Below are 17538 nucleotides of genomic sequence, written 5' to 3'. Positions count from 1 at the left end.
GCCTTGACAGCTGACAGTACTGCCGCCCCGTGGGGTGCGTCCGGGTGCCGATTCAGGAAGTTGGACGTACTGAAGGGTTTCGCACGGTCCCGGGGCCACTGCGGAGCCCCGGGACGCGCCCGCCACATCAGAGGTTGGTCATGTCCACGGGGATACGGGCGTCGACACCGTCGCGCAGGACCGTCGCCTCGATCAGACCGTACGGACGGTCCGCGGCGAAGTAGACCTCGTTGTCGTTCTTGAGACCGAAGGGCTCCAGGTCGACGAGGAAGTGGTGCTTGTTCGGGAGCGAGAAGCGGACCTCGTCGATCTCCGAACGGTGGTTGATGATACGCGAACCCATCTGGTACAGGGTCTGCTGCAGCGAGAGGGAGTAGGTCTCCGCGAAGGCCTGGAGCATGTGCTTGCGGGTCTCGGCGTAGGACTTCTCCCAGTTGGGCATCCGCTGCTCGTCGTCCGACCAGTTGAAGCGCCAGCGGGCCGAAACCTGGGTCGCCAGGATGCGGTCGTAGGCCTCCTTCAGCGTCGTGTACTTGTCCTTCACGTAACCCCAGAACTCGGAGTTCGTGGAGTTCATGACGACCAGGTCCTTGAGGCCGGAGATGACCTCCCAGTTCTGGCCGTCGTACGTGATCTGGGTGACGCGGGTCTCCATGCCCTCGCGGACGAAGGAGTGGTTCACCTCGTCGGCGCCGATGAACTTGGAGTTCGCGTCCGAGGTGGCGATCCGGGACCAGGAGTACTCCTCGATCCGGATGCGCGCCTTCTGGATCGGCTCCTGGCTGTTGACGAACCAGCGCGCCAGGTGGATGCCGAACTGCTCGGCGGACTCGATGCCGTACTCCTTGGCGAACGCGTACACCGTGTTCTTGGTGGTGTCCGTCGGAAGCACGTTGGCGTTCGAGCCGGAGTAGTGGACGTCGTCCATGTCGCCCGAAAGGGCGACCGAGACGTTCAGGTCCTTGATGTGGTGGGTGTCGCCGTCCCGCGTGATCTTGACGACGCGGTTCTCTGCCTTGCCGTACTGGTTCTGGCCCAGAATCGTGGCCATGCTAGCTCCCTCGGTAAACGGAGTAGCCGAACGGGTTGAGCAGCAGCGGTACGTGATAGTGCTCGCCCGGGTTCACCGAGAAGGTGATGGTGACCTCGGGGAAGAACGCACCGCTGTCCCTTACGCGGGGGGCGTCCTGCTGCGCCTCGGCTTGCTTCTTTGAGAAGTACGTCTCGGTCTCGAAGTCGAGACGTACGTGGGTGGTGCCCTCCGGCAGGGCCGGCAGGTCCTTGCAGCGCCCGTCCACATCGGTGGCGGAGCCGCCCAGGGCCGCCCACTCGCCGCCCGGACCCGTACGGGCCGACAGGGAGATCGCGACACCTTCGGCGGGCTTCCCGATGCTGGTGTCCAGGATGTGCGTGGACACCGACGCGGTGGTCTCAGTGCTCATGCTCGGTCTTACTCTCCTTCCGCGGATTCCACGAGACGGGTCAGGCGGATCCGGTTGATCTTGACGAGCTCGCCGCGAGCGATTTCGCGCTCCTGCTCCGGCGAGTTCTCGATCCGGACCTTGACCGCGTCCCTCATGAACTCGCCGGTCGCCCCGGTGGCGCAGATGAGGAAGACGTGGCCGAACTTGTCCTGGTAGGCCAGGTTCAGTTCGAGGAGCTCGGTCTTGAGCTCCTCCGAGGCACCGGCCATGCCACGCTGCTCGCGGGCGGAGGTCGGGTCTCCCGGCTTCGGCCGGCCGATCGGCGCGTGGCCTCCCATCGCCTCGGCCAGGTCCTCGGCGGTGAGCTCGGCCATGGCGGCCTCGTTCGCGGAGAACAGGGTGTCGACGCTGGTGAAGGGGCGCTGGGCGAGCAGCTTGCTCACCCATGCCGAGCTGGCGCACACCTCGTGCAGTTCGGCCGTGGCCGCGCTGTCGTCCAAGGTGTTGAACCGGGTGAGACCCGGGGTCGGACTCGAAGTCACGGTAGGCCTCCGTGGCCTGTTGTTGCTTTGACGGGCTGCGCATAGCTAACGCCCTGGACAACACGGCGTCAACACTTTGTTGAAACTTCCCGTACACAAAAGCCGCCGCCCGGATGAATTGGGCGGCGGCTCGTCACCGTGGGTCAAGAATGCTTCACTCTTGGTTGGTTCCGGTGTTGCTTTTGGGGGTGTTCGAGTCCCGGTTCAAATAGTTGTAGACCGTGAAACGGCTTACGCCCAGGGCCCCCGCGACCGTCTCCACACCGTGCCGTACGGAAAAGGCGCCGCGCGCCTCGAGTATCCGTACGACGTCCTGCTTGGACTTCCGGTCGAGCTGGGACAACGGTACGCCGTGTCGGCGCTCCAGCGCGGCCAGGATGTGGTCCAGCGAGTCCGAGAGCTGCGGAAGCCGTACGGCCAGCAGGTCCTGGCCCTCCCAGGCGAGCACGACGTCGTCGGGCTGGGCCAGGGCCGGGTCCATCAGCTCGCCGCCCATCGCGTCCACCAGCGGCTTGACCGCGGTGACGAAGGGGTGGTCGCGAGGCTCGGTCATGGGGTGTCCTCCCGGATGACGTTGACCTGGAGCGAGACGCGCGTGGCTCCGGCCTCCAGGGAGTCGCGCAGCAGCGCGGCGACCGCGCTCAGTACGTCCTCGGACTCCCCTTCGGCGGTGTTGCCGAACGGGCCGACGTCCACCGCGTCCAGTCGGGCCTTCTGAATGACCTCGCGAGCGGCCACGGCATGGGCTGGCGCCTCTTCCAGATCGAAGGGCTCGGTCGTGAACTCCACTCTCAATCGCACGCGGCTCAAGCTACCCGGACCAGGAGGCCCGGCGCGATGGCGCCCCCTCGGGGAGGTGGCGGTCGGGCGGTCGGCGAGCAGGACTTTTCGGGAGCCGGTACTTGACAAGTGCGACACCGGGCTTGCAGTCTTCCATCAGGCAGAAATTAACTTCCGCGATACGGAAGGAGCGCACACCCCTCATGGGATACACGGACCAGCGCTTCGATGTAAACCTTTCGATCCTCTTCACGGAACTCCCGCTCCTGGAGCGTCCCGCGGCTGCCGCCGCAGCGGGCTTCACGGCGGTCGAGCTGTGGTGGCCCTGGATCGAGACCCCCACCCCCGCCCAGGCGGAGCTCGACGCCCTCAAGAAGGCTCTTGAGGACGCCGGCACCCAGCTGGTGGGCCTGAACTTCTACGCCGGCCAGCTGCCGGGGCCGGACCGCGGCGCGGTGTCGGTTCCCGGTGAGGAGTCGGACCGCTTCAACGCCAACATCAACGTGGCGGCGGACTTCGCCGCCTCGGTGGGCTGCAAGGCGCTCAACGCCCTCTACGGCAACCGCGTCGAAGGCGTGGACCCGGCCGTTCAGGACGAGCTCGCGCTGAAGAACCTGGTCGTGGCGGCCCGGGCCGCGGACCGCGTGGGCGCGATCCTCCTGATCGAAACCCTCAACAAGCCCGAGTCGCCGCTCTACCCGCTGGTGAGCGCCCCGGCCGGCATCGAGGTGGTGGACAAGGTGAACGAGGCCACCGGCCTCGGCAACGCCAAGTTCCTGCTCGACCTGTACCACCTGGCGATGAACGATGAGGACCTCTCCGAGGTCATCGAAAAGTACGCCGCCAAGACCGGGCACGTCCAGATCGCGGACAAGCCGGGACGAGGTGCCCCCGGCACCGGTGACCTGCCCCTCGAAGAGCTGCTCGACCAGCTCCAGAAGGCCGGTTACGACGGTTATGTCGGTCTTGAGTACAAGGCCGCAGACGCCGCCGCGTCCTTCGCGTTCCTGCCGGCCGAGGCCCGCGCCGCGAAGTAAGCGGAAAAGTCCGGGCGAACAGCCAGGCAACACACGAACTTTTCGTACAAAGCATTAAGAGAAGGACCCTCATCATGAGCAACCCCGCTGCGCTCCCGTCGATCGCCTGGATCGGACTCGGCATCATGGGCTCCCCCATGGCCGAGAACCTCCTGAAGGCCGGCTACCCGGTCACCGGCTTCACGCTGGAGCAGGACAAGCTGGACCGCCTCGCCGCGGCCGGTGGCTCCGCCGCCGGTTCGATCGCCGCCGCCGTCGCGGACGCCGACATCATCATCACGATGGTGCCCGCCTCCCCGCAGGTCGAGGCCATCTCCTACGGTGAGAACGGCATCCTGGAGAACGCCAAGTCCGGTGCGCTGATCATCGACATGTCGTCGATCACCCCCCAGACCTCGATCGACCTGGCGAAGAACGCCGCCGCCAAGGGCATCCGCGTCATCGACGCCCCGGTGTCCGGCGGCGAGGCCGGCGCCATCGAAGCCGTCCTGTCGATCATGGTGGGTGGCGAGCAGGCCGACTTCGACGAGGCCCTGCCGGTCCTCGAGGCCCTCGGCAAGACCATCGTCCTGTGCGGTCCGCACGGCTCCGGCCAGACGGTGAAGGCCGCCAACCAGCTCATCGTCGCGGTGAACATCCAGGCGTGCGCCGAGGCCGTCGTCTTCCTCGAGAAGTCGGGCGTGAACCTCGCCGCCGCCCTGGACGTCCTCAACGGCGGCCTGGCCGGCTCCACGGTCCTGACCCGCAAGAAGGACAACTTCCTGAACCGCGACTTCAAGCCCGGTTTCCGGATCGACCTGCACCACAAGGACATGGGCATCGTCACCGACGCCGCCCGCAACGTCGGTGCGGCCCTGCCGGTCGGCGCGGTCGTCGCCCAGCTGGTCGCCTCGCTGCGTGCCCAGGGTGACGGCGGCCTGGACCACTCCGCGCTGCTGCGCGCGGTCGAGCGCCTCTCCGGCGCCCAGATCTGATCCCGCGGCCCGCTCGCGGGCCACGGCTCCACTCCCCTGCGGGGGAGTCCCCTTCGGGGGCCCCGAGTTTCCGGATGGCGTCGGCGCTGACACCTGTCCTGTCGCGCCCAAGCGTCGGCGCCGTCCGGATTACCTCTTCTCCCTCTTTCTTTTCAACAAACTGTTGACGTCGAGTTCATGTCGAAATTAGGCTGTTCCGCATGACGGAAGACGGATTCCGCCAGCAGTTCCCCGTACGGAAGGTCACCATGTCGAAGCGCACGCTGACGACCGAGTCTGGCGCCCCGGTCGCCGACAACCAGAACTCCGCTACCGCCGGCGTCGGTGGCCCGCTCCTGGTCCAGGACCAGCAGCTCCTGGAGAAGCTCGCCCGCTTCAACCGCGAGCGCATCCCGGAGCGCGTGGTGCACGCCCGCGGCAGCGCCGCGTACGGCCACTTCGAGGTGACCGACGACGTCACCGCGTACACCAGCGCCGCGTTCCTGAACACGGTCGGCAAGAAGACCGAGACCTTCCTGCGGTTCTCCACCGTGGCCGACTCGCTGGGTGGCGCGGACGCGGTCCGCGACCCGCGCGGCTTCGCGCTGAAGTTCTACACCGAAGAGGGCAACTACGACCTCGTCGGCAACAACACCCCGGTGTTCTTCATCAAGGACCCGATCAAGTTCCCCGACTTCATCCACTCCCAGAAGCGCGACCCCTTCACGGGCAAGCAGGAGCCGGACAACGTCTGGGACTTCTGGGCGCACGCCCCCGAGGCGACGCACCAGATCACCTGGCTGATGGGTGACCGCGGCATCCCGGCGTCCTACCGCCACATGAACGGCTACGGCTCCCACACGTACCAGTGGACGAACGAGTCCGGCGAGGCCTTCTTCGTCAAGTACCACTTCAAGACGAACCAGGGCATCCGCTGCCTGTCGGGCGAGCAGGCCGCCGAGCTCGTCGGCAAGGACGCGAACTCGCACCAGACCGACCTGCTCCAGGCCATCGAGCGCGGTGTGAACCCCTCGTGGACGCTTTACGTGCAGATCATGCCGGCCGCCGAGGCCGCGGACTATCGCTTCAACCCGTTCGACCTCACCAAGGTGTGGCCGCACAGCGACTACCCGCTCCAGCGCGTGGGCCGTCTGGTCCTCGACCGGAACCCGGACAACGTCTTCGCCGAGGTCGAGCAGGCCGCCTTCTCCCCGAACAACTTCGTCCCGGGCATCACCGCCTCGCCGGACAAGATGCTCCAGGGCCGTCTCTTCGCGTACGCCGACGCCCAGCGCTACCGCCTCGGTGTGAACCACACCCTGATCCCGGTCAACGCCCCGAAGGCGACGAAGGCCGACAACTACGGCCGCGACGGCGTCATGGCGCTGCGCAACGGCTCGCGCCACGACAAGAACTACGAGCCCAACTCGTACCAGGGCCCGGCCGAGACCGGCCTGGCGCTGGGCGCCCCGAAGGCCGTCTCCGGCTACACGGGCACCCACGAGGCCCCGGCCCACACCAAGGACGACGACTTCTTCCAGGCCGGTGAGCTCTACCGCCTGATGTCCGAGGACGCGAAGCAGCGTCTGGTGGCGAACATCGCCGGCGGCCTGTCGCAGGTCACCATCGAGTCCGTCATCGAGAAGAACCTGGCTCACTTCCACGCCGCGGACGCCGACTACGGCAAGCGCGTCGAGGAGGCCGTCCGCGCCCTGCGCGACGCCTGAGCCGCACAGCTGTACCGGGGGCCTGACGGGAGGTCAGGTTCCGGGTGCTGAGCCCGCACCGCGGACCCGGATGAGGGGTGGTACGCGGTGAGGGCAGGACGAGGACCGTGGCGAGCGTGCGAGCCAGTGCGGTGGTAATGGGTTCCGAAGCCCGTCTCTTGACCTGAGGGAGACGAAGCCGAAGTTCTCGTCGCCGCTCGCCGCGGTCCCAGCCATTCCTGATATACGGGGCCGCGCACAGAGTCCCCCTATATAGAGGACAACCTCCCCCGGCCGTCGGGTTCCGCCCGACGCCACCACAGACTCCGCCCGGCGGTGCGAACGTCCTGTCGCGCCAGCCTCGTACCGTCGGGCGGTAACAGCACCACACACTCGAAGAGCCGAGTCACGGACGGTCCCGTGACTCGGCTCTTCGGCGTGCCCGGGCGGCGGGGGGCCGGGTAGAGTCGGGGCCTCGGTGATCCACTACAAGGGGGCAACAGGTGCTGCCAGAAGCATTGTTGGCGTTGGCGGCGGCCGGCGGAACGGCGGTGGTCCAGGCCGCCGGTACGGAAGCCTGGGAAGGACTGCGGGGGCAGTTGGCCGCATGGTTCGGCCGCGGTGACACCGAGCGCGTGACCGGTGAGCTCGTACGGCTGGACCGCAGCGCCTGCGAGCTCACGGCGGCGGACACGGGCGGCGCCGGAGAGGCAGGGCAGGTTGAACGTGCCCGCATCCGGCAGGAGGCCATGTGGCAGGCCCGCTTCGAGAGTCTGCTGGAGCGCCTCCCGGACGATCAGCGCGACCGGGCCGCCGAGGAGTTGCGCGCACTGCTCGACTCCCACGCGACCGGGGTGTCCGCGGGGGCCGCCGGGCTGGCCGTCGGCGGGGACGTGCACGTCCGGGCCGACCACGGGTCGATCGCCGCCGCGGTGATCAACGGAGGTGCCCAGCTGAGCCCCCCTCCCCCGCCGGCTCCGCGACAGGGCTGAGCGGACCGGCTACCGAAAGCCCCTTCTCCACCGGGTCCGCGCAGTTCCGGTCACCGCACACCGAGGCGGTGGACTCCGAGGCACCGGACTCCGCGGGAGCTCGCGCCACGGCCCCTCTCACCGGTCCGCCACACCCGCACACCGTCCAGGCGGGCCACTACGGCATGGCCGTCGGCCGCGCCGACCACGTCTCCTACTACGCCGCCTCGCGCGCTCCCGCCTCCTGGCCGCTCCAGGTCGGGACGGTGCCCGCGGCCGCGCGCGGCTTCCAGCACCGCCCCGCCCTCGACGGGCTCTTGGGCCCGACGGTCCGCTGCGGAGTGCTGGTCGGCACCGCGGGAGTGGGCAAGACGCAACAGGCGGCCCGCCTCGCCCGCGCAGCGTGGGACGAGGGCCGGCTCGACCTGCTCCTCTGGGTCACGGCCACGGACCGCGAGGCGGTCGTGGCCGCCTACGCCCAGGCCGCCGCCGAAATCACCGGCTTCGAAACCACCGCGCCGGAGCAGGGCGCCCGGTCCTTCCTCGCATGGCTGACGCCAGCACCCGCAGACCCGCGGCGACGCTGGCTCGTCGTGCTGGACGGCGTGGCCGACCCGGAGGACGTACGCGGCCTGTGGCCCCCGGGACACCCGGACGGCCGCACCCTCGTCACCACCAGCCGTCGGGACCTCGCACAGCCGGGAGCGGGCCGCTGGGTGGTCCCCGTCGGGGGTTTCACGCAGACCGAGGCCACGGCTCATCTCCGCGACGCGCTCGCCGTCGGCGGCCGCAGCGGCCGGCCCGGGGAGCTGGAGGAGCTCGCGCGGGGGCTGGGCCGGCTTCCGCTCGCGCTGGCCCAGGCGGCGGCCCACCTCGTCGGTGCGGGCATCGACTGCGCGGAGTACGCCCGGCTACTGCGGCCGGGCACCGGCGGGACCCTGGCCGAGCTCGTGCCCGGCCCGGGCGCACTGCCCGACGGGCAGCCGCTGTCGCTGCACGAGGCCTGGCGGGAGTCACTGGACCGGGCCGAGCGGACCCCGCGGACGGGCGGGCACGTGCGCCCGCTGCTGGAACTCGCCTCGGTGCTGCCGCCCGAGGGGGCTCCCGAGGCCGTCTTCACCGGCCCCGCGGTCCTGCGGTACCTGGAGCACTACCGCGCGGCGACGGCCGCCGACGTGGTCCCGGTCCACGTCGAAGACGTCAGGACCGCGCTCGAGGTCCTCGACCGCCTCTGCCTGATCGAATACCTTCCGGCGGACACCTACCGCGCCGTACGCGTACACCCGGTGCTCCAACGGGCGACGCGCGAGGCCCCGGCCGCCCGCGTCCCCTACTGGACCGCCGCCTCGGCGCTGGTGGAAGCCGGCTCCCGGTTCCGGGACGACCCCGCCTTCACCCCGTTCCTGGTCCGCGCCGTCGGCCTGTCCCAGGAACTCGACGGGTCGGCCCTCTGGTCGACGACCCCCCACTGGGACACGAGCCTCGGCTCCGACCACCCTTCCGGCGCGCACGAAGTGCTCTTGCGCATGGGTGAGCTGCTGGGTGAGGCGGACGGGCCGGAGGCTGCCCAGAGCCACTTCCGGCAACTGGCGGACGAAGCCCTGCGCCGCCACGGGCCGAAGTCCTCCGTGTTCTACAGCGCACGCAAACGCCTCGCCCACTGGCAGGGCGAGGCCGGGGACGCGGCCGGAGCCGCGGCCGCGCACGCCGCGCTCCTCGGCGAACTGGTCCAGGCCGTGGATCCCGCCCACGAGCACACCTTCTCCACGCGTGCCGCCCTGGGCCATTGGCGCGCCCGGGCCGGGGATCCGGCGGGGGCGGCCGCCGCCTACGCCGAACTCGCCCCGCTCCAGGCCCGCCAGTACGGGCCCGGCTATTCGGACGTCGTCGACACCCGCGTGCGGGCGGCGAGCCTGCTGGGCGAGGCCGGGGACGCCTACGGGGCCGCCATCGCCTACGAGGCGCTCCTGCACGATCTGCTGCGCCACCTGGCCCCGCAGGGCGGTCCCCGGCTCCCGCGATGGTCGGCCGCCCTCGGGATGCTGGTCAGGAACCGCCCGGACTGGTCCGACGTCTTCGGCGCCCACTTCGGCCACGCGCACTGGCGCGGCCGGGCCGGAGACCCGGTCGGGGCCGCGACCTCCCTCACGCATCTGTTGAACGAACAGGTGCGCGTACTGGGGCCCGCCCATCCGGACACGGCCGCCACCCGCGAGGAACTGGCCCGCTGGGCTCCGTACACGCGGAGCGGATAGGCGCGGGGCGAGCCGTGGGGAACGCGAAACGGCCCCTGTCCGCCTCCGGGAAGGAGGAACAGGGGCCGTCGTGTGGTGCTGGACCAGCCTTGCGGGACTGCTAGGCGGTGATCGGGCGGATCGCGGTCGGGGCGTGGCCCGGCTCGGTCGCGATCTCTTCGAACTCGGTGACGTCGCTCATGTCGACCGTCTTGCTCATCGAGATGTTGGTGACGCGCTCCAGGATGGCCTCGACGACCACCGGGACGCTGAACTCGGCGGCGAGCTTCTTGGCCTCCTCGAGGGCGGCACCCAGCTCGTTCGGGTCCGTCACGCGGATCGCCTTGCAGCCGAGACCCTCGACGACCTTGACGTGGTCGACGCCGTAGACGCCGAGCTCGGGGGAGTTGATGTTCTCGAACTCGAGGTTGACCTCGAAGTTGATGCCCAGACCGCCCTGAGCCTGACGGATCAGGCCCAGGTAGGCGTTGTTCACGAGGACGTGGACGTAAGGGATCTTGTGCTGCGCACCGACCGCCAGCTCCTCCAGCATGAACTGGAAGTCGTAGTCGCCGGAGAGGGCGACGACGGGGGTCTGCGGGTCGGCGGTGGCGACGCCCAGCGCGGCCGGGATGGTCCAGCCGAGCGGGCCGGCCTGGCCGCAGTTGATCCAGTGGCGCGGCTTGAAGACGTGCAGCATCTGCGCGCCGGCGATCTGGGAGAGGCCGATGGTGGTGACGTAGCGCGTCTCCGGGCCGAAGGCCTTGTTCATCTCCTCGTAGACGCGCTGCGGCTTCATGGGGATGTTGTCGAAGTGCGTACGGCGCTGCAGCGAGCCCTTGCGCTCCAGGTGCGAGGCGACCCAGGCGCTGTAGTCGGGCAGCTTGCCCTCGGCCTTGAGCTCCTTGGCGACCTCGATGAAGATCTCCAGCGCGGCCTTGGCGTCGGAGACGATGCCGAGGTCGGGGGCGAAGATCTTGCCGATCTGGGTGGGCTCGATGTCCACGTGGACGAACTTGCGGTCGCCGAGGTACGCGTCCAGGTTGTAACCGGTGTGACGGTTGGCCCAGCGGTTGCCGATGCCCAGGACGTAGTCCGACTCCAGGAACGTCGCGTTGCCGTAGCGGTGCGAGGTCTGCACACCGACCATGCCGGCGGCGAGCTCGTGGTCGTCCGGGATGACGCCCCAGCCCATGAGGGTGGAGATGACCGGGACGCCGATGAGCTCGGCGAACTCGACCAGCAGGTCGGAGGCGTCGGCGTTGATGATGCCGCCACCGGCGACGAGCAGCGGACGCTCGGACTCCAGCAGGAGCTGGATGGCCTTCTCCGCCTGCTTGCGGGTCGCGGCCGGCTTGTGGACGGCCAGCGGCTCGTACAGGTCCGGGTCGAACTCGATCTCGGTCAGCTGGACGTCGATCGGCAGGTCGATGAGGACCGGGCCGGGGCGGCCGGAGCGCATCAGGTAGAAGGCCTCCTGGAACACGCCCGGGACCTGCGCGGCCTCCAGGACGGTGGTCGCCTTCTTGGTGACCGGCTTGGCGATCGACGCGATGTCGACGGCCTGGAAGTCTTCCTTGTGGAGCTTGGCGACCGGAGCCTGACCGGTGATGCACAGGATCGGGATCGAGTCCGCGATGGCCGAGTACAGACCGGTGATCATGTCGGTGCCGGCGGGGCCGGAGGTACCGATGCACACACCGATGTTGCCGGCGTGCGTACGGGTGTAGCCCTCGGCCATGTGCGAGGCGCCCTCGACGTGGCGGGCGAGGGTGTGGTTGATGCCACCGACGTTCTTGAGCTCGCGGTAGAACGGGTTGATCGCAGCGCCGGGCACGCCGAACGCTTGCGAAACGCCCTCACGCTTGAGGATCTCCACTGCAGCGGCGGCGGCTGTCATACGAGGCATCGAGTTCTCCTGCGGGTCTGGCGGTCAGGCTTTTCCGTAATCCGGAAGTTTTGTTCTGCTATACGGAACAAGCTAAGGCGCGACCTCGCGCACGTCAAGGCGGTCCGGCAGCCCGGAACCCACCAAAAGCCACGTCTCGGTCGGTGAGTTGTACGAAGAACCATGTCTCGACTGAAAATCGGGGGTCTGCCCGCCCCGGCGGTCGCGCGTGGTGGAGCATGGCCTCACGCTCAGCGACGGAGGGGGCCAGGTCTCATGGCGGATGCTGTACCGGTGCGCTGCCCGGCGTGCCTGCACGAGAACGACTACACGGCTCCGGTGTTCCCCTGCGCCTGCGGCAGCCCGGTCATCCCGCCCCTCGACCTGGCGGCGCCGCCCCGGGAGCTGATCCACCGCACCTGGTCGGACAGCTGGGTGACGGTGCGGTGCGCGGCCTGCGGGCGGGAGGGCGACTGGCCGCACCCGGAGGTGGGGTGCGGATCGTGCGGGACGGTGCTGGTGGTTCCGGTGCACCCGCTGGAGCCGGCGGGCGGGGGTGCGGGCGCAGATGCGGACGGGTTGGCGGCTGGGTTTGCGGGCGGGTTTGGAGCGGTTCCAGACCTAGCGACTCCAGACCGAGCGGCTCCAGACCGAGCGACTCCAGACCCGACGATTCCGGATTCGGCGGTTCCGGGCCGGGATCCCACCCCGGCGGACGCGCACGCGCGGCGTCCCGCGTTCCGCCCCGTGACCATCCGTACCGCCCGGGACGCGGTGTCCACGGCCGCGCTGTACCTGCGCTGGCTCGGCTTCCCGGACGTGCGCCAGCCCGACGGCCGGCCGAACCCGTCGGCGGCGGTCGACCTGCGCGCCCCGGGTCTGGTCGCCCAGGTGGACCCGACGACGGCCCCGGCCGGGCTGCGGGCGGTGGAGTGCGTCTGGCTGAACGGGCTCACGGCCTCCGCGACCAGCGTCTACTTCGCGCTCGCCGGATATACACCGGACGCGCGCGCACGCGCGGACGACCTGGGGATACCGCTGTTCGTCATGGACCTCACGGGCATGCCGCAACCGGTCAACGACCCGGCGGACGAGCTCGTCGGGACGGGGGCCTAGGCTCGGGGCGTATTACGTGACTTTCTGCCGAGGAGAGCTTGATGAGCCTGTACGACATCCCGCTGACCACCCTGTCCGACGAGCCCACCAGCCTCGCCGCGCACAAGGGCAAGGCGATCCTGCTCGTGAACACCGCCTCGCAGTGCGGTCTCACCCCTCAGTACTCGGGTCTGGCCCGGCTGCAGTTCAAGTACGAGGAGAAGGGCTTCACCGTCATCGGTGTCCCCTGCAACCAGTTCGGCGGGCAGGAGCCGGGCAACGCCGATGACATCCAGACCTTCTGCGCGGCCGGCTTCGGTGTCACCTTCCCGATGCTGGAGAAGTCCGAGGTCAACGGCGAGAACCGGCACCCGCTGTACCAGGAGCTCGTGAAGATCCCGGACGCCGAGGGCGAGGCCGGCGACATCACGTGGAACTTCGAGAAGTTCCTGATCTCCCCCGCCGGTGAGGTCGTGGGCCGCTTCCGCCCGCGCACCGAGCCGGAAGCCCCCGAGCTGGTCGCGGCCATCGAGGCCCTGCTGCCGGCCTCCGCGTAGCACCCGCTGACGGTACGGGGCCGCCGCGTGCGCGCGGCCCCGTACCGATCGGGTCAGCCGAGGTCCGCCTCGTCGTACTCCCCCGCCGAGCCCGCCGCGGTGAGCTCGCGCAGCTCCACCCGGCGGATCTTGCCGGACACGGTCTTCGGAAGCTCGCCGAACTCGATGCGGCGGATCCTCTTGTACGGGGACAGCACCGCGCGGGAGTGCTCGAACAGCACGCGGGCCGTCTCCGGGCCCGGCTGCCAGCCCGCGGCGAGCGTGACGTACGCCTTCGGGACGGCGAGGCGCAGCGCGTCCGGGGCCGGGACCACGGCGGCTTCGGCGACCGCCTCGTGTTCCAGCAGGGCGCTCTCCAGCTCGAACGGGCTGATCTTGTAGTCGGAGGCCTTGAAGACGTCGTCGGCGCGACCCACGTAGGTGAGGTAGCCGTCGGCGTCGCGCGAGGCGATGTCGCCGGTGCGGTAGAGCCCGTCGGCCATGGCCTCGGCGGTGCGCTCGGGGTCGTCGCGGTAGCCGGTCATCACTCCGGCGGGACGGGGGCCGAGCGCGACGCACAGTTCGCCCTCGTCGGGGGATTCCTTGCCGGTGACCGGGTCCAGCAGGACGATCTCGTAGCCGGGGGCCGGGCGGCCCATCGAGCCCGGTTTGACGGGCGCACCGGGGAAATTGCCGGCCTGGAGGGTGGTCTCCGTCTGGCCGAAGCCGTCGCGGATGGTGACGCCCCACGCCTCGCGGACCTTTTCGATGACCTCCGGATTGAGCGGCTCTCCGGCGGCGACGGCCTCGCGCGGCGGGGTGCGCAGCGCGCCGAGGTCGGACTGGATCAGCATCCGCCACACGGTGGGCGGGGCGCAGAAGGTCGTCACGCCGTGCCGGTCCATCTCGGCCATGAGCCGCTCCGGGTCGAAGCGCGCGTAGTTGTGGACGAAGACGGTGGCGCCGGCGTTCCACGGTGCGAAGAGGTTGGACCAGGCGTGTTTGGCCCAGCCGGGCGAGGCGATGTTGAGGTGCACGTCGCCGGGGCGCAGGCCGAGCCAGTACATGGTGGAGAGGTGCCCGATGGGGTACGAGGCGTGCGTGTGCTCCACGAGCTTGGGCCGGGCGGTGGTGCCGGAGGTGAAGTAGAGCATCAGGGGGTCGGTGGCGAGGGTCTCGCCGTCCGGGGTGAAGCGGCCGGCCGCGGTGTGCGCGCCCGTGTCGGCGCGCGGATCCGTATCCGCCTGGGTGGGCGCATCCGCGTGGGCCGCGTGGGTGGGCGTATCCGCGTGGGTGGGCGTATCCCCGTACATGTCCTCCAGGCGCCGCCATCCGGTGGGGATCTCGGGGCCGGCGGCGATGCGGGTGTACGCGCCGGGTACCCCGTCGAACTTGGCGGTGTCCTCGGCCCGCGCGATGACGTGGCGCACGTTGCCGCGCTCGATGCGGTCGCGGAGGTCGGCGGGGCCGAGCAGCGGGGTCGCCGGGATGACGACGGCGCGCAGCTTCATGGCGCCGAGCATCACCTCCCACAACTCGCGCTGGTTGCCGAGCATGACGAGGATCCGGTCGCCGGGGGCGACGCCCTGGGCGCGCAGCCAGTTGGCGGCCGCGTCGGACCGGACGCTCATCTGCTCGAAGGAGACGGCGTGGCTGGTGCCGTCCTCCTCGACGATCCGCAGGGCGTCGGCCTCGTTCCCGGCGGCGATGTGGTCGAACCAGTCGAGGGCCCAGTTGAAGCGCTCGGGCCGGGGCCAAGTGAATCCGGCGCGGGCGGCCGCGTAGTCGCCGCGGTGTTCCAACAGGAAATCGCGGGCGGCGAGGAACCGGGCGGTGGCGTCGGGGTTCGCGTGGGGCGGGTGCGTCGGGTAGGTCGGGTACGTCGGGTAGGTCTTCGACGGGGCCGACGGGGCCGAGGTCTTCGAGGGGTTCGACGGGTTCGACGGGTTCGACATGTTCTCGGTCATGGCAGGCATCGTGCCGTGTCCGGAGTACGGGCCACCAGAGCGGCGTCAGCCGCGGATCGACCCGAAGCGGACGTTGCCGGTGGCGCGGTCGGCACCGGCGAGCTGCTCCTCGGCCATGACGGCGAGGAGCACCTCTCCCTCCGCGACGATCTCGGCCTTGAGCGCCTTGGAGGCGGCCCCGTAGGCGGAGGGGAACAATTCGACGGTGAGGGTGGCGCCGTCGAGCTTCCACAGGCCGGCGAGGAAGCCGTCGAGGAGCAGCGCGCAGTGGGCCTGGTTGCCCGACCAGGTGCGGCCCTTGAGCTCGGGGGCGACCACGCGGGAGCGGTCGGTGTGGGAGAGGAGCAGGTTGTCGAACTCGGGGAGGAAGCGCGGCGGGGCGGGCGTCTCGGCGTCGGGGCGGGGCGCGTCGGGCAGGTCGAAGAGCTCGACGCCGTTCTCGTCCTGGAAGACGGCCAGCCGCGGCCGCAACCGCTCGAAGGGCTCGCGCAACCGGGTGAGGCCGGCCCAGGTCTGCATGTCCTTGACGGAGGCGGGCCCGAAGGCGCGGAGATAGCGCAGGACGACTTCGTCGATGGCCTGGGCGGCGGCAATGGCCTGGGCGGCGGCGATGCCTTGGGTGGCGGCGGCGGCACGGGCGGCGTCGGCGGCATGGGTGGCGGCGGCGGCATGGGTGGCGTCCGTCCGGCTCCCCTTCGTCCACTCACCAAGGGTGGCGAGCCGTACCTGCCCGCTCCTGCCCCACACCCCGCGCGGGGTGACCTGCACGAGTGGCAGCAGGCAGCGCGCGGCGACGGACAACGACTGGGGGTCGGCGTCGGGCCACTCCTCGAGCAGCTCCTCGCGGATCTCGGCCATCGTGCGCGGTTCCTCCTCCAGGAACGTCCGCGCGCGCCCGGCCAGTCGGTCCAGGTCGACTCCCACCAAGCCCTTGCGGAAGTAGTTCACCTCCCGGTCGCGGGCGGGCTGGACGAGGGGCCGCAAGGTGAGCGCGTCGTGGACCGTATGGGTGTGGATGGTGGACCGCATGGTGACCATCCGCACCACCTCCCGGGATTCCATCAGCCCGGCGAGCTCGGCGGGCCGGAACCCGGCGAGGCGCGCGTGGAGCTGGAAGTAGGGCGGCTTCACGTTCTGCGCTTGCAGCCCCAGAAGGTGCTGGACGGCATCCCGCGCGGACATCTGCGCACGACCCAGCAGCAGCTGGCGTTCGAGCGTGGCGCGGTTCAGTGAACGGGTATCGAGCACGGGGTACGTCGTCCTGGAGGCCATGACAGCAACGTAGCCCCCCTCGCGGACACCTTCTGTCCGCAACCCGGCCCCGCGGGCGGCGCGACCCGTGCGCACCCGCGAGCACAACCATGGAAACGGACCGAGCCGAACTCTCCAAAGGAAGACCGTCACCGAACCACCTGCGCGGCTCCACGCAGCCGCCGGCCGCAGGCCGGGTGACGCGCGACCAGCGGGCGGCCCAGACCTACGGCCAATTCAACTCCGTGGAAGAGACGCGGTGTTCGACACCGAAGACGTGGGCGGCCCTCTTCGACAAGCTGGCCGCGAAGTTCGGCACCGTGCTGCTGATCGTGGACCAGCCCGCCTCCATCGGCGCCTTGCCCCTGACCATCGCCCGGGATGCTGGCTGCAAGGTCGCCTACCTGCCGGGCCTGACCATGCGCCGGATCGCCGATCTCTACCCAGCCGAGGCGAAGACCGACGCGAGGGACGCCCCAGTCAGCGCGGACGCCGCCCACACCCTGCCCCACGCGCTGCGCTCACTGGAGCTGACCGCCGAGATCACCGCCGAGATCACCGTGCTGACCGCCTTCGACCCGGACCGGACCTCGCGGCCGAAACCACCCGCACCAGCAACCGGATACGCGACCTCCTCACTCAGTTCCCCCCAGCCTCGAACGCGTCCTAGGCCCCCACCTCGATCACCAGGCCGTCGCCTGGATGCTGGACCGCCACGGATCTCCGACCGCGCCCTGCGAAAGGCCGGCCGCCGACGCCTCGTCGAGCTCATCAGGCCCAAAGCCCCACACATGGCCAACCGGTTGACCGACGACGTCTTTACCGCCCTGGACGAGCAGACCGTCGTCTGCCCGGGACCGGCATGCTCGGCACCGTGATCCCGTCCCTGGCCCGCTCCCTCGCGGCCGTCCACGAACAGCGCCGGGCACTGGAAGCCCAGCTCAACGCCCTGCTGGAGGCCGGCCCATCCTCTTTCCAAGGTCCTGACCTCGATGCCCGGTGTCGGCGTCAGGACCGCCGCCTTCCTGCTGGGCACCGTCGTCCACGGCACCGGCTTCCCCAGCGCCGCCCACCCCGCCTCCTACACCGGTCTCGCCCCCACCACGAAGTCATCCGGCACATCGATCCACGGCGAACACGCTCCCCAGGGCATG

At 70.0% G+C, this 17538-nt stretch carries 15 protein-coding genes and 1 pseudogene; 8 read left to right on the top strand and 8 right to left on the bottom strand.

The genetic code is table 11. From position 1 onward, the window contains the following. Positions 1-127: 127 nt before the first annotated feature. The 5 genes from pucL to J7E97_RS05390 all read right to left on the bottom strand — a co-directional run bounded on the left by pucL (position 128) and on the right by J7E97_RS05390 (position 2767). Positions 128-1051, bottom strand: a complete 924-nt coding sequence (pucL, locus tag J7E97_RS05410; RefSeq protein ID WP_215022881.1) for a factor-independent urate hydroxylase — start codon at positions 1049-1051, stop codon at positions 128-130. A 1-nt stretch (position 1052) separates the two neighbouring features. Next, positions 1053-1442, bottom strand: coding sequence for a hydroxyisourate hydrolase (gene uraH / locus J7E97_RS05405; RefSeq protein ID WP_215022879.1), 390 nt, complete (start codon positions 1440-1442; stop codon positions 1053-1055). Between the two features lie 8 nt (positions 1443-1450). Further along, a complete protein-coding gene (gene uraD, locus J7E97_RS05400; RefSeq protein WP_215022877.1) occupies positions 1451-1966 on the bottom strand; it encodes a 2-oxo-4-hydroxy-4-carboxy-5-ureidoimidazoline decarboxylase in 516 nt (171 codons plus the stop codon). A 154-nt stretch (positions 1967-2120) separates the two neighbouring features. Continuing rightward, the gene (locus J7E97_RS05395; RefSeq protein ID WP_215022875.1) at positions 2121-2519 is read right to left on the bottom strand and encodes a helix-turn-helix domain-containing protein; all 399 of its coding nucleotides are present in this window, start codon (positions 2517-2519) and stop codon (positions 2121-2123) included. Beyond that, positions 2516-2767, bottom strand: a complete 252-nt coding sequence (locus tag J7E97_RS05390) for a thiamine-binding protein (RefSeq protein ID WP_215022873.1) — start codon at positions 2765-2767, stop codon at positions 2516-2518. Before J7E97_RS05390 ends, J7E97_RS05395 begins: the two co-directional genes overlap by 4 nt. A gap of 182 nt (positions 2768-2949) precedes the next feature. Between J7E97_RS05390 and J7E97_RS05385 the strand changes: the two genes are divergently transcribed. The 5 genes from J7E97_RS05385 (at position 2950) to J7E97_RS05365 (ending at position 9668) form a co-directional block, all read left to right on the top strand. Continuing rightward, entirely contained in the window at positions 2950-3783 is an 834-nt protein-coding gene (locus tag J7E97_RS05385; protein WP_215022871.1) for a TIM barrel protein, read from the top strand. Between the two features lie 74 nt (positions 3784-3857). Then, complete coding sequence (locus tag J7E97_RS05380; protein ID WP_215022869.1) at positions 3858-4757, top strand: 2-hydroxy-3-oxopropionate reductase; 900 nt, start codon at positions 3858-3860, stop codon at positions 4755-4757. 248 nt (positions 4758-5005) lie between these two features. Beyond that, positions 5006-6463, top strand: coding sequence for a catalase (locus tag J7E97_RS05375; RefSeq protein WP_215022928.1), 1458 nt, complete (start codon positions 5006-5008; stop codon positions 6461-6463). Between the two features lie 482 nt (positions 6464-6945). Continuing rightward, the gene (locus J7E97_RS05370; RefSeq protein WP_215022867.1) at positions 6946-7434 is read left to right on the top strand and encodes a hypothetical protein; all 489 of its coding nucleotides are present in this window, start codon (positions 6946-6948) and stop codon (positions 7432-7434) included. A 68-nt stretch (positions 7435-7502) separates the two neighbouring features. Beyond that, a complete protein-coding gene (locus tag J7E97_RS05365) occupies positions 7503-9668 on the top strand; it encodes a tetratricopeptide repeat protein (RefSeq protein WP_215022865.1) in 2166 nt (721 codons plus the stop codon). 100 nt (positions 9669-9768) lie between these two features. Here J7E97_RS05365 and gcl read toward each other — a convergent pair whose 3' ends face one another. After that, positions 9769-11556 (bottom strand): glyoxylate carboligase, encoded by a 1788-nt coding sequence (gene gcl / locus J7E97_RS05360; RefSeq protein WP_251053876.1) that lies wholly within the window; start codon positions 11554-11556, stop codon positions 9769-9771. 255 nt (positions 11557-11811) lie between these two features. Between gcl and J7E97_RS05355 the strand changes: the two genes are divergently transcribed. Both J7E97_RS05355 and J7E97_RS05350 read left to right on the top strand, forming a co-directional pair. Beyond that, positions 11812-12651 carry a hypothetical protein gene (locus tag J7E97_RS05355; protein ID WP_215022863.1) on the top strand — a complete coding sequence of 280 codons (840 nt, stop codon included), beginning with the start codon at positions 11812-11814 and terminating at the stop codon, positions 12649-12651. 41 nt (positions 12652-12692) lie between these two features. Beyond that, positions 12693-13187, top strand: a complete 495-nt coding sequence (locus J7E97_RS05350; RefSeq protein ID WP_215022862.1) for a glutathione peroxidase — start codon at positions 12693-12695, stop codon at positions 13185-13187. A 53-nt stretch (positions 13188-13240) separates the two neighbouring features. Here J7E97_RS05350 and J7E97_RS05345 read toward each other — a convergent pair whose 3' ends face one another. Together J7E97_RS05345 and J7E97_RS05340 are read right to left on the bottom strand one after the other, a co-directional pair. Next, positions 13241-15121 (bottom strand): AMP-binding protein, encoded by a 1881-nt coding sequence (locus J7E97_RS05345; RefSeq protein WP_374224114.1) that lies wholly within the window; start codon positions 15119-15121, stop codon positions 13241-13243. A 57-nt stretch (positions 15122-15178) separates the two neighbouring features. Then, entirely contained in the window at positions 15179-16405 is a 1227-nt protein-coding gene (locus J7E97_RS05340) for a winged helix DNA-binding domain-containing protein (RefSeq protein ID WP_215022859.1), read from the bottom strand. A gap of 242 nt (positions 16406-16647) precedes the next feature. Here J7E97_RS05340 and J7E97_RS05335 point away from each other — a divergent pair. Further along, positions 16648-17535, top strand: a pseudogene (locus J7E97_RS05335) (transposase); the annotation flags it as partial. Positions 17536-17538 lie beyond the last annotated feature (3 nt).

Source organism: Streptomyces sp. ISL-66 (genome assembly GCF_018614135.1).
Lineage (GTDB): Bacteria > Actinomycetota > Actinomycetes > Streptomycetales > Streptomycetaceae > Streptomyces.
Note: the sequence above shows the minus strand (reverse complement) of the source record. Positions and strands in the feature narration are given on the sequence as shown.

Bases quoted from the DNA above. Each gene is read 5' to 3' on its own strand.
- pucL (WP_215022881.1), bottom strand. From the start codon at position 1,051: ATGGCCACGATTCTGGGCCAGAACCAGTACGGCAAGGCAGAGAACCGC.
- uraH (WP_215022879.1), bottom strand. From the start codon at position 1,442: ATGAGCACTGAGACCACCGCGTCGGTGTCCACGCACATCCTGGACACC.
- J7E97_RS05395 (WP_215022875.1), bottom strand. From the start codon at position 2,519: ATGACCGAGCCTCGCGACCACCCCTTCGTCACCGCGGTCAAGCCGCTG.
- J7E97_RS05385 (WP_215022871.1), top strand. From the start codon at position 2,950: ATGGGATACACGGACCAGCGCTTCGATGTAAACCTTTCGATCCTCTTC.
- J7E97_RS05380 (WP_215022869.1), top strand. From the start codon at position 3,858: ATGAGCAACCCCGCTGCGCTCCCGTCGATCGCCTGGATCGGACTCGGC.
- J7E97_RS05375 (WP_215022928.1), top strand. From the start codon at position 5,006: ATGTCGAAGCGCACGCTGACGACCGAGTCTGGCGCCCCGGTCGCCGAC.
- gcl (WP_251053876.1), bottom strand. From the start codon at position 11,556: ATGCCTCGTATGACAGCCGCCGCCGCTGCAGTGGAGATCCTCAAGCGT.
- J7E97_RS05355 (WP_215022863.1), top strand. From the start codon at position 11,812: ATGGCGGATGCTGTACCGGTGCGCTGCCCGGCGTGCCTGCACGAGAAC.
- J7E97_RS05350 (WP_215022862.1), top strand. From the start codon at position 12,693: ATGAGCCTGTACGACATCCCGCTGACCACCCTGTCCGACGAGCCCACC.
- J7E97_RS05345 (WP_374224114.1), bottom strand. From the start codon at position 15,121: ATGTCGAACCCGTCGAACCCGTCGAACCCCTCGAAGACCTCGGCCCCG.
- J7E97_RS05340 (WP_215022859.1), bottom strand. From the start codon at position 16,405: ATGGCCTCCAGGACGACGTACCCCGTGCTCGATACCCGTTCACTGAAC.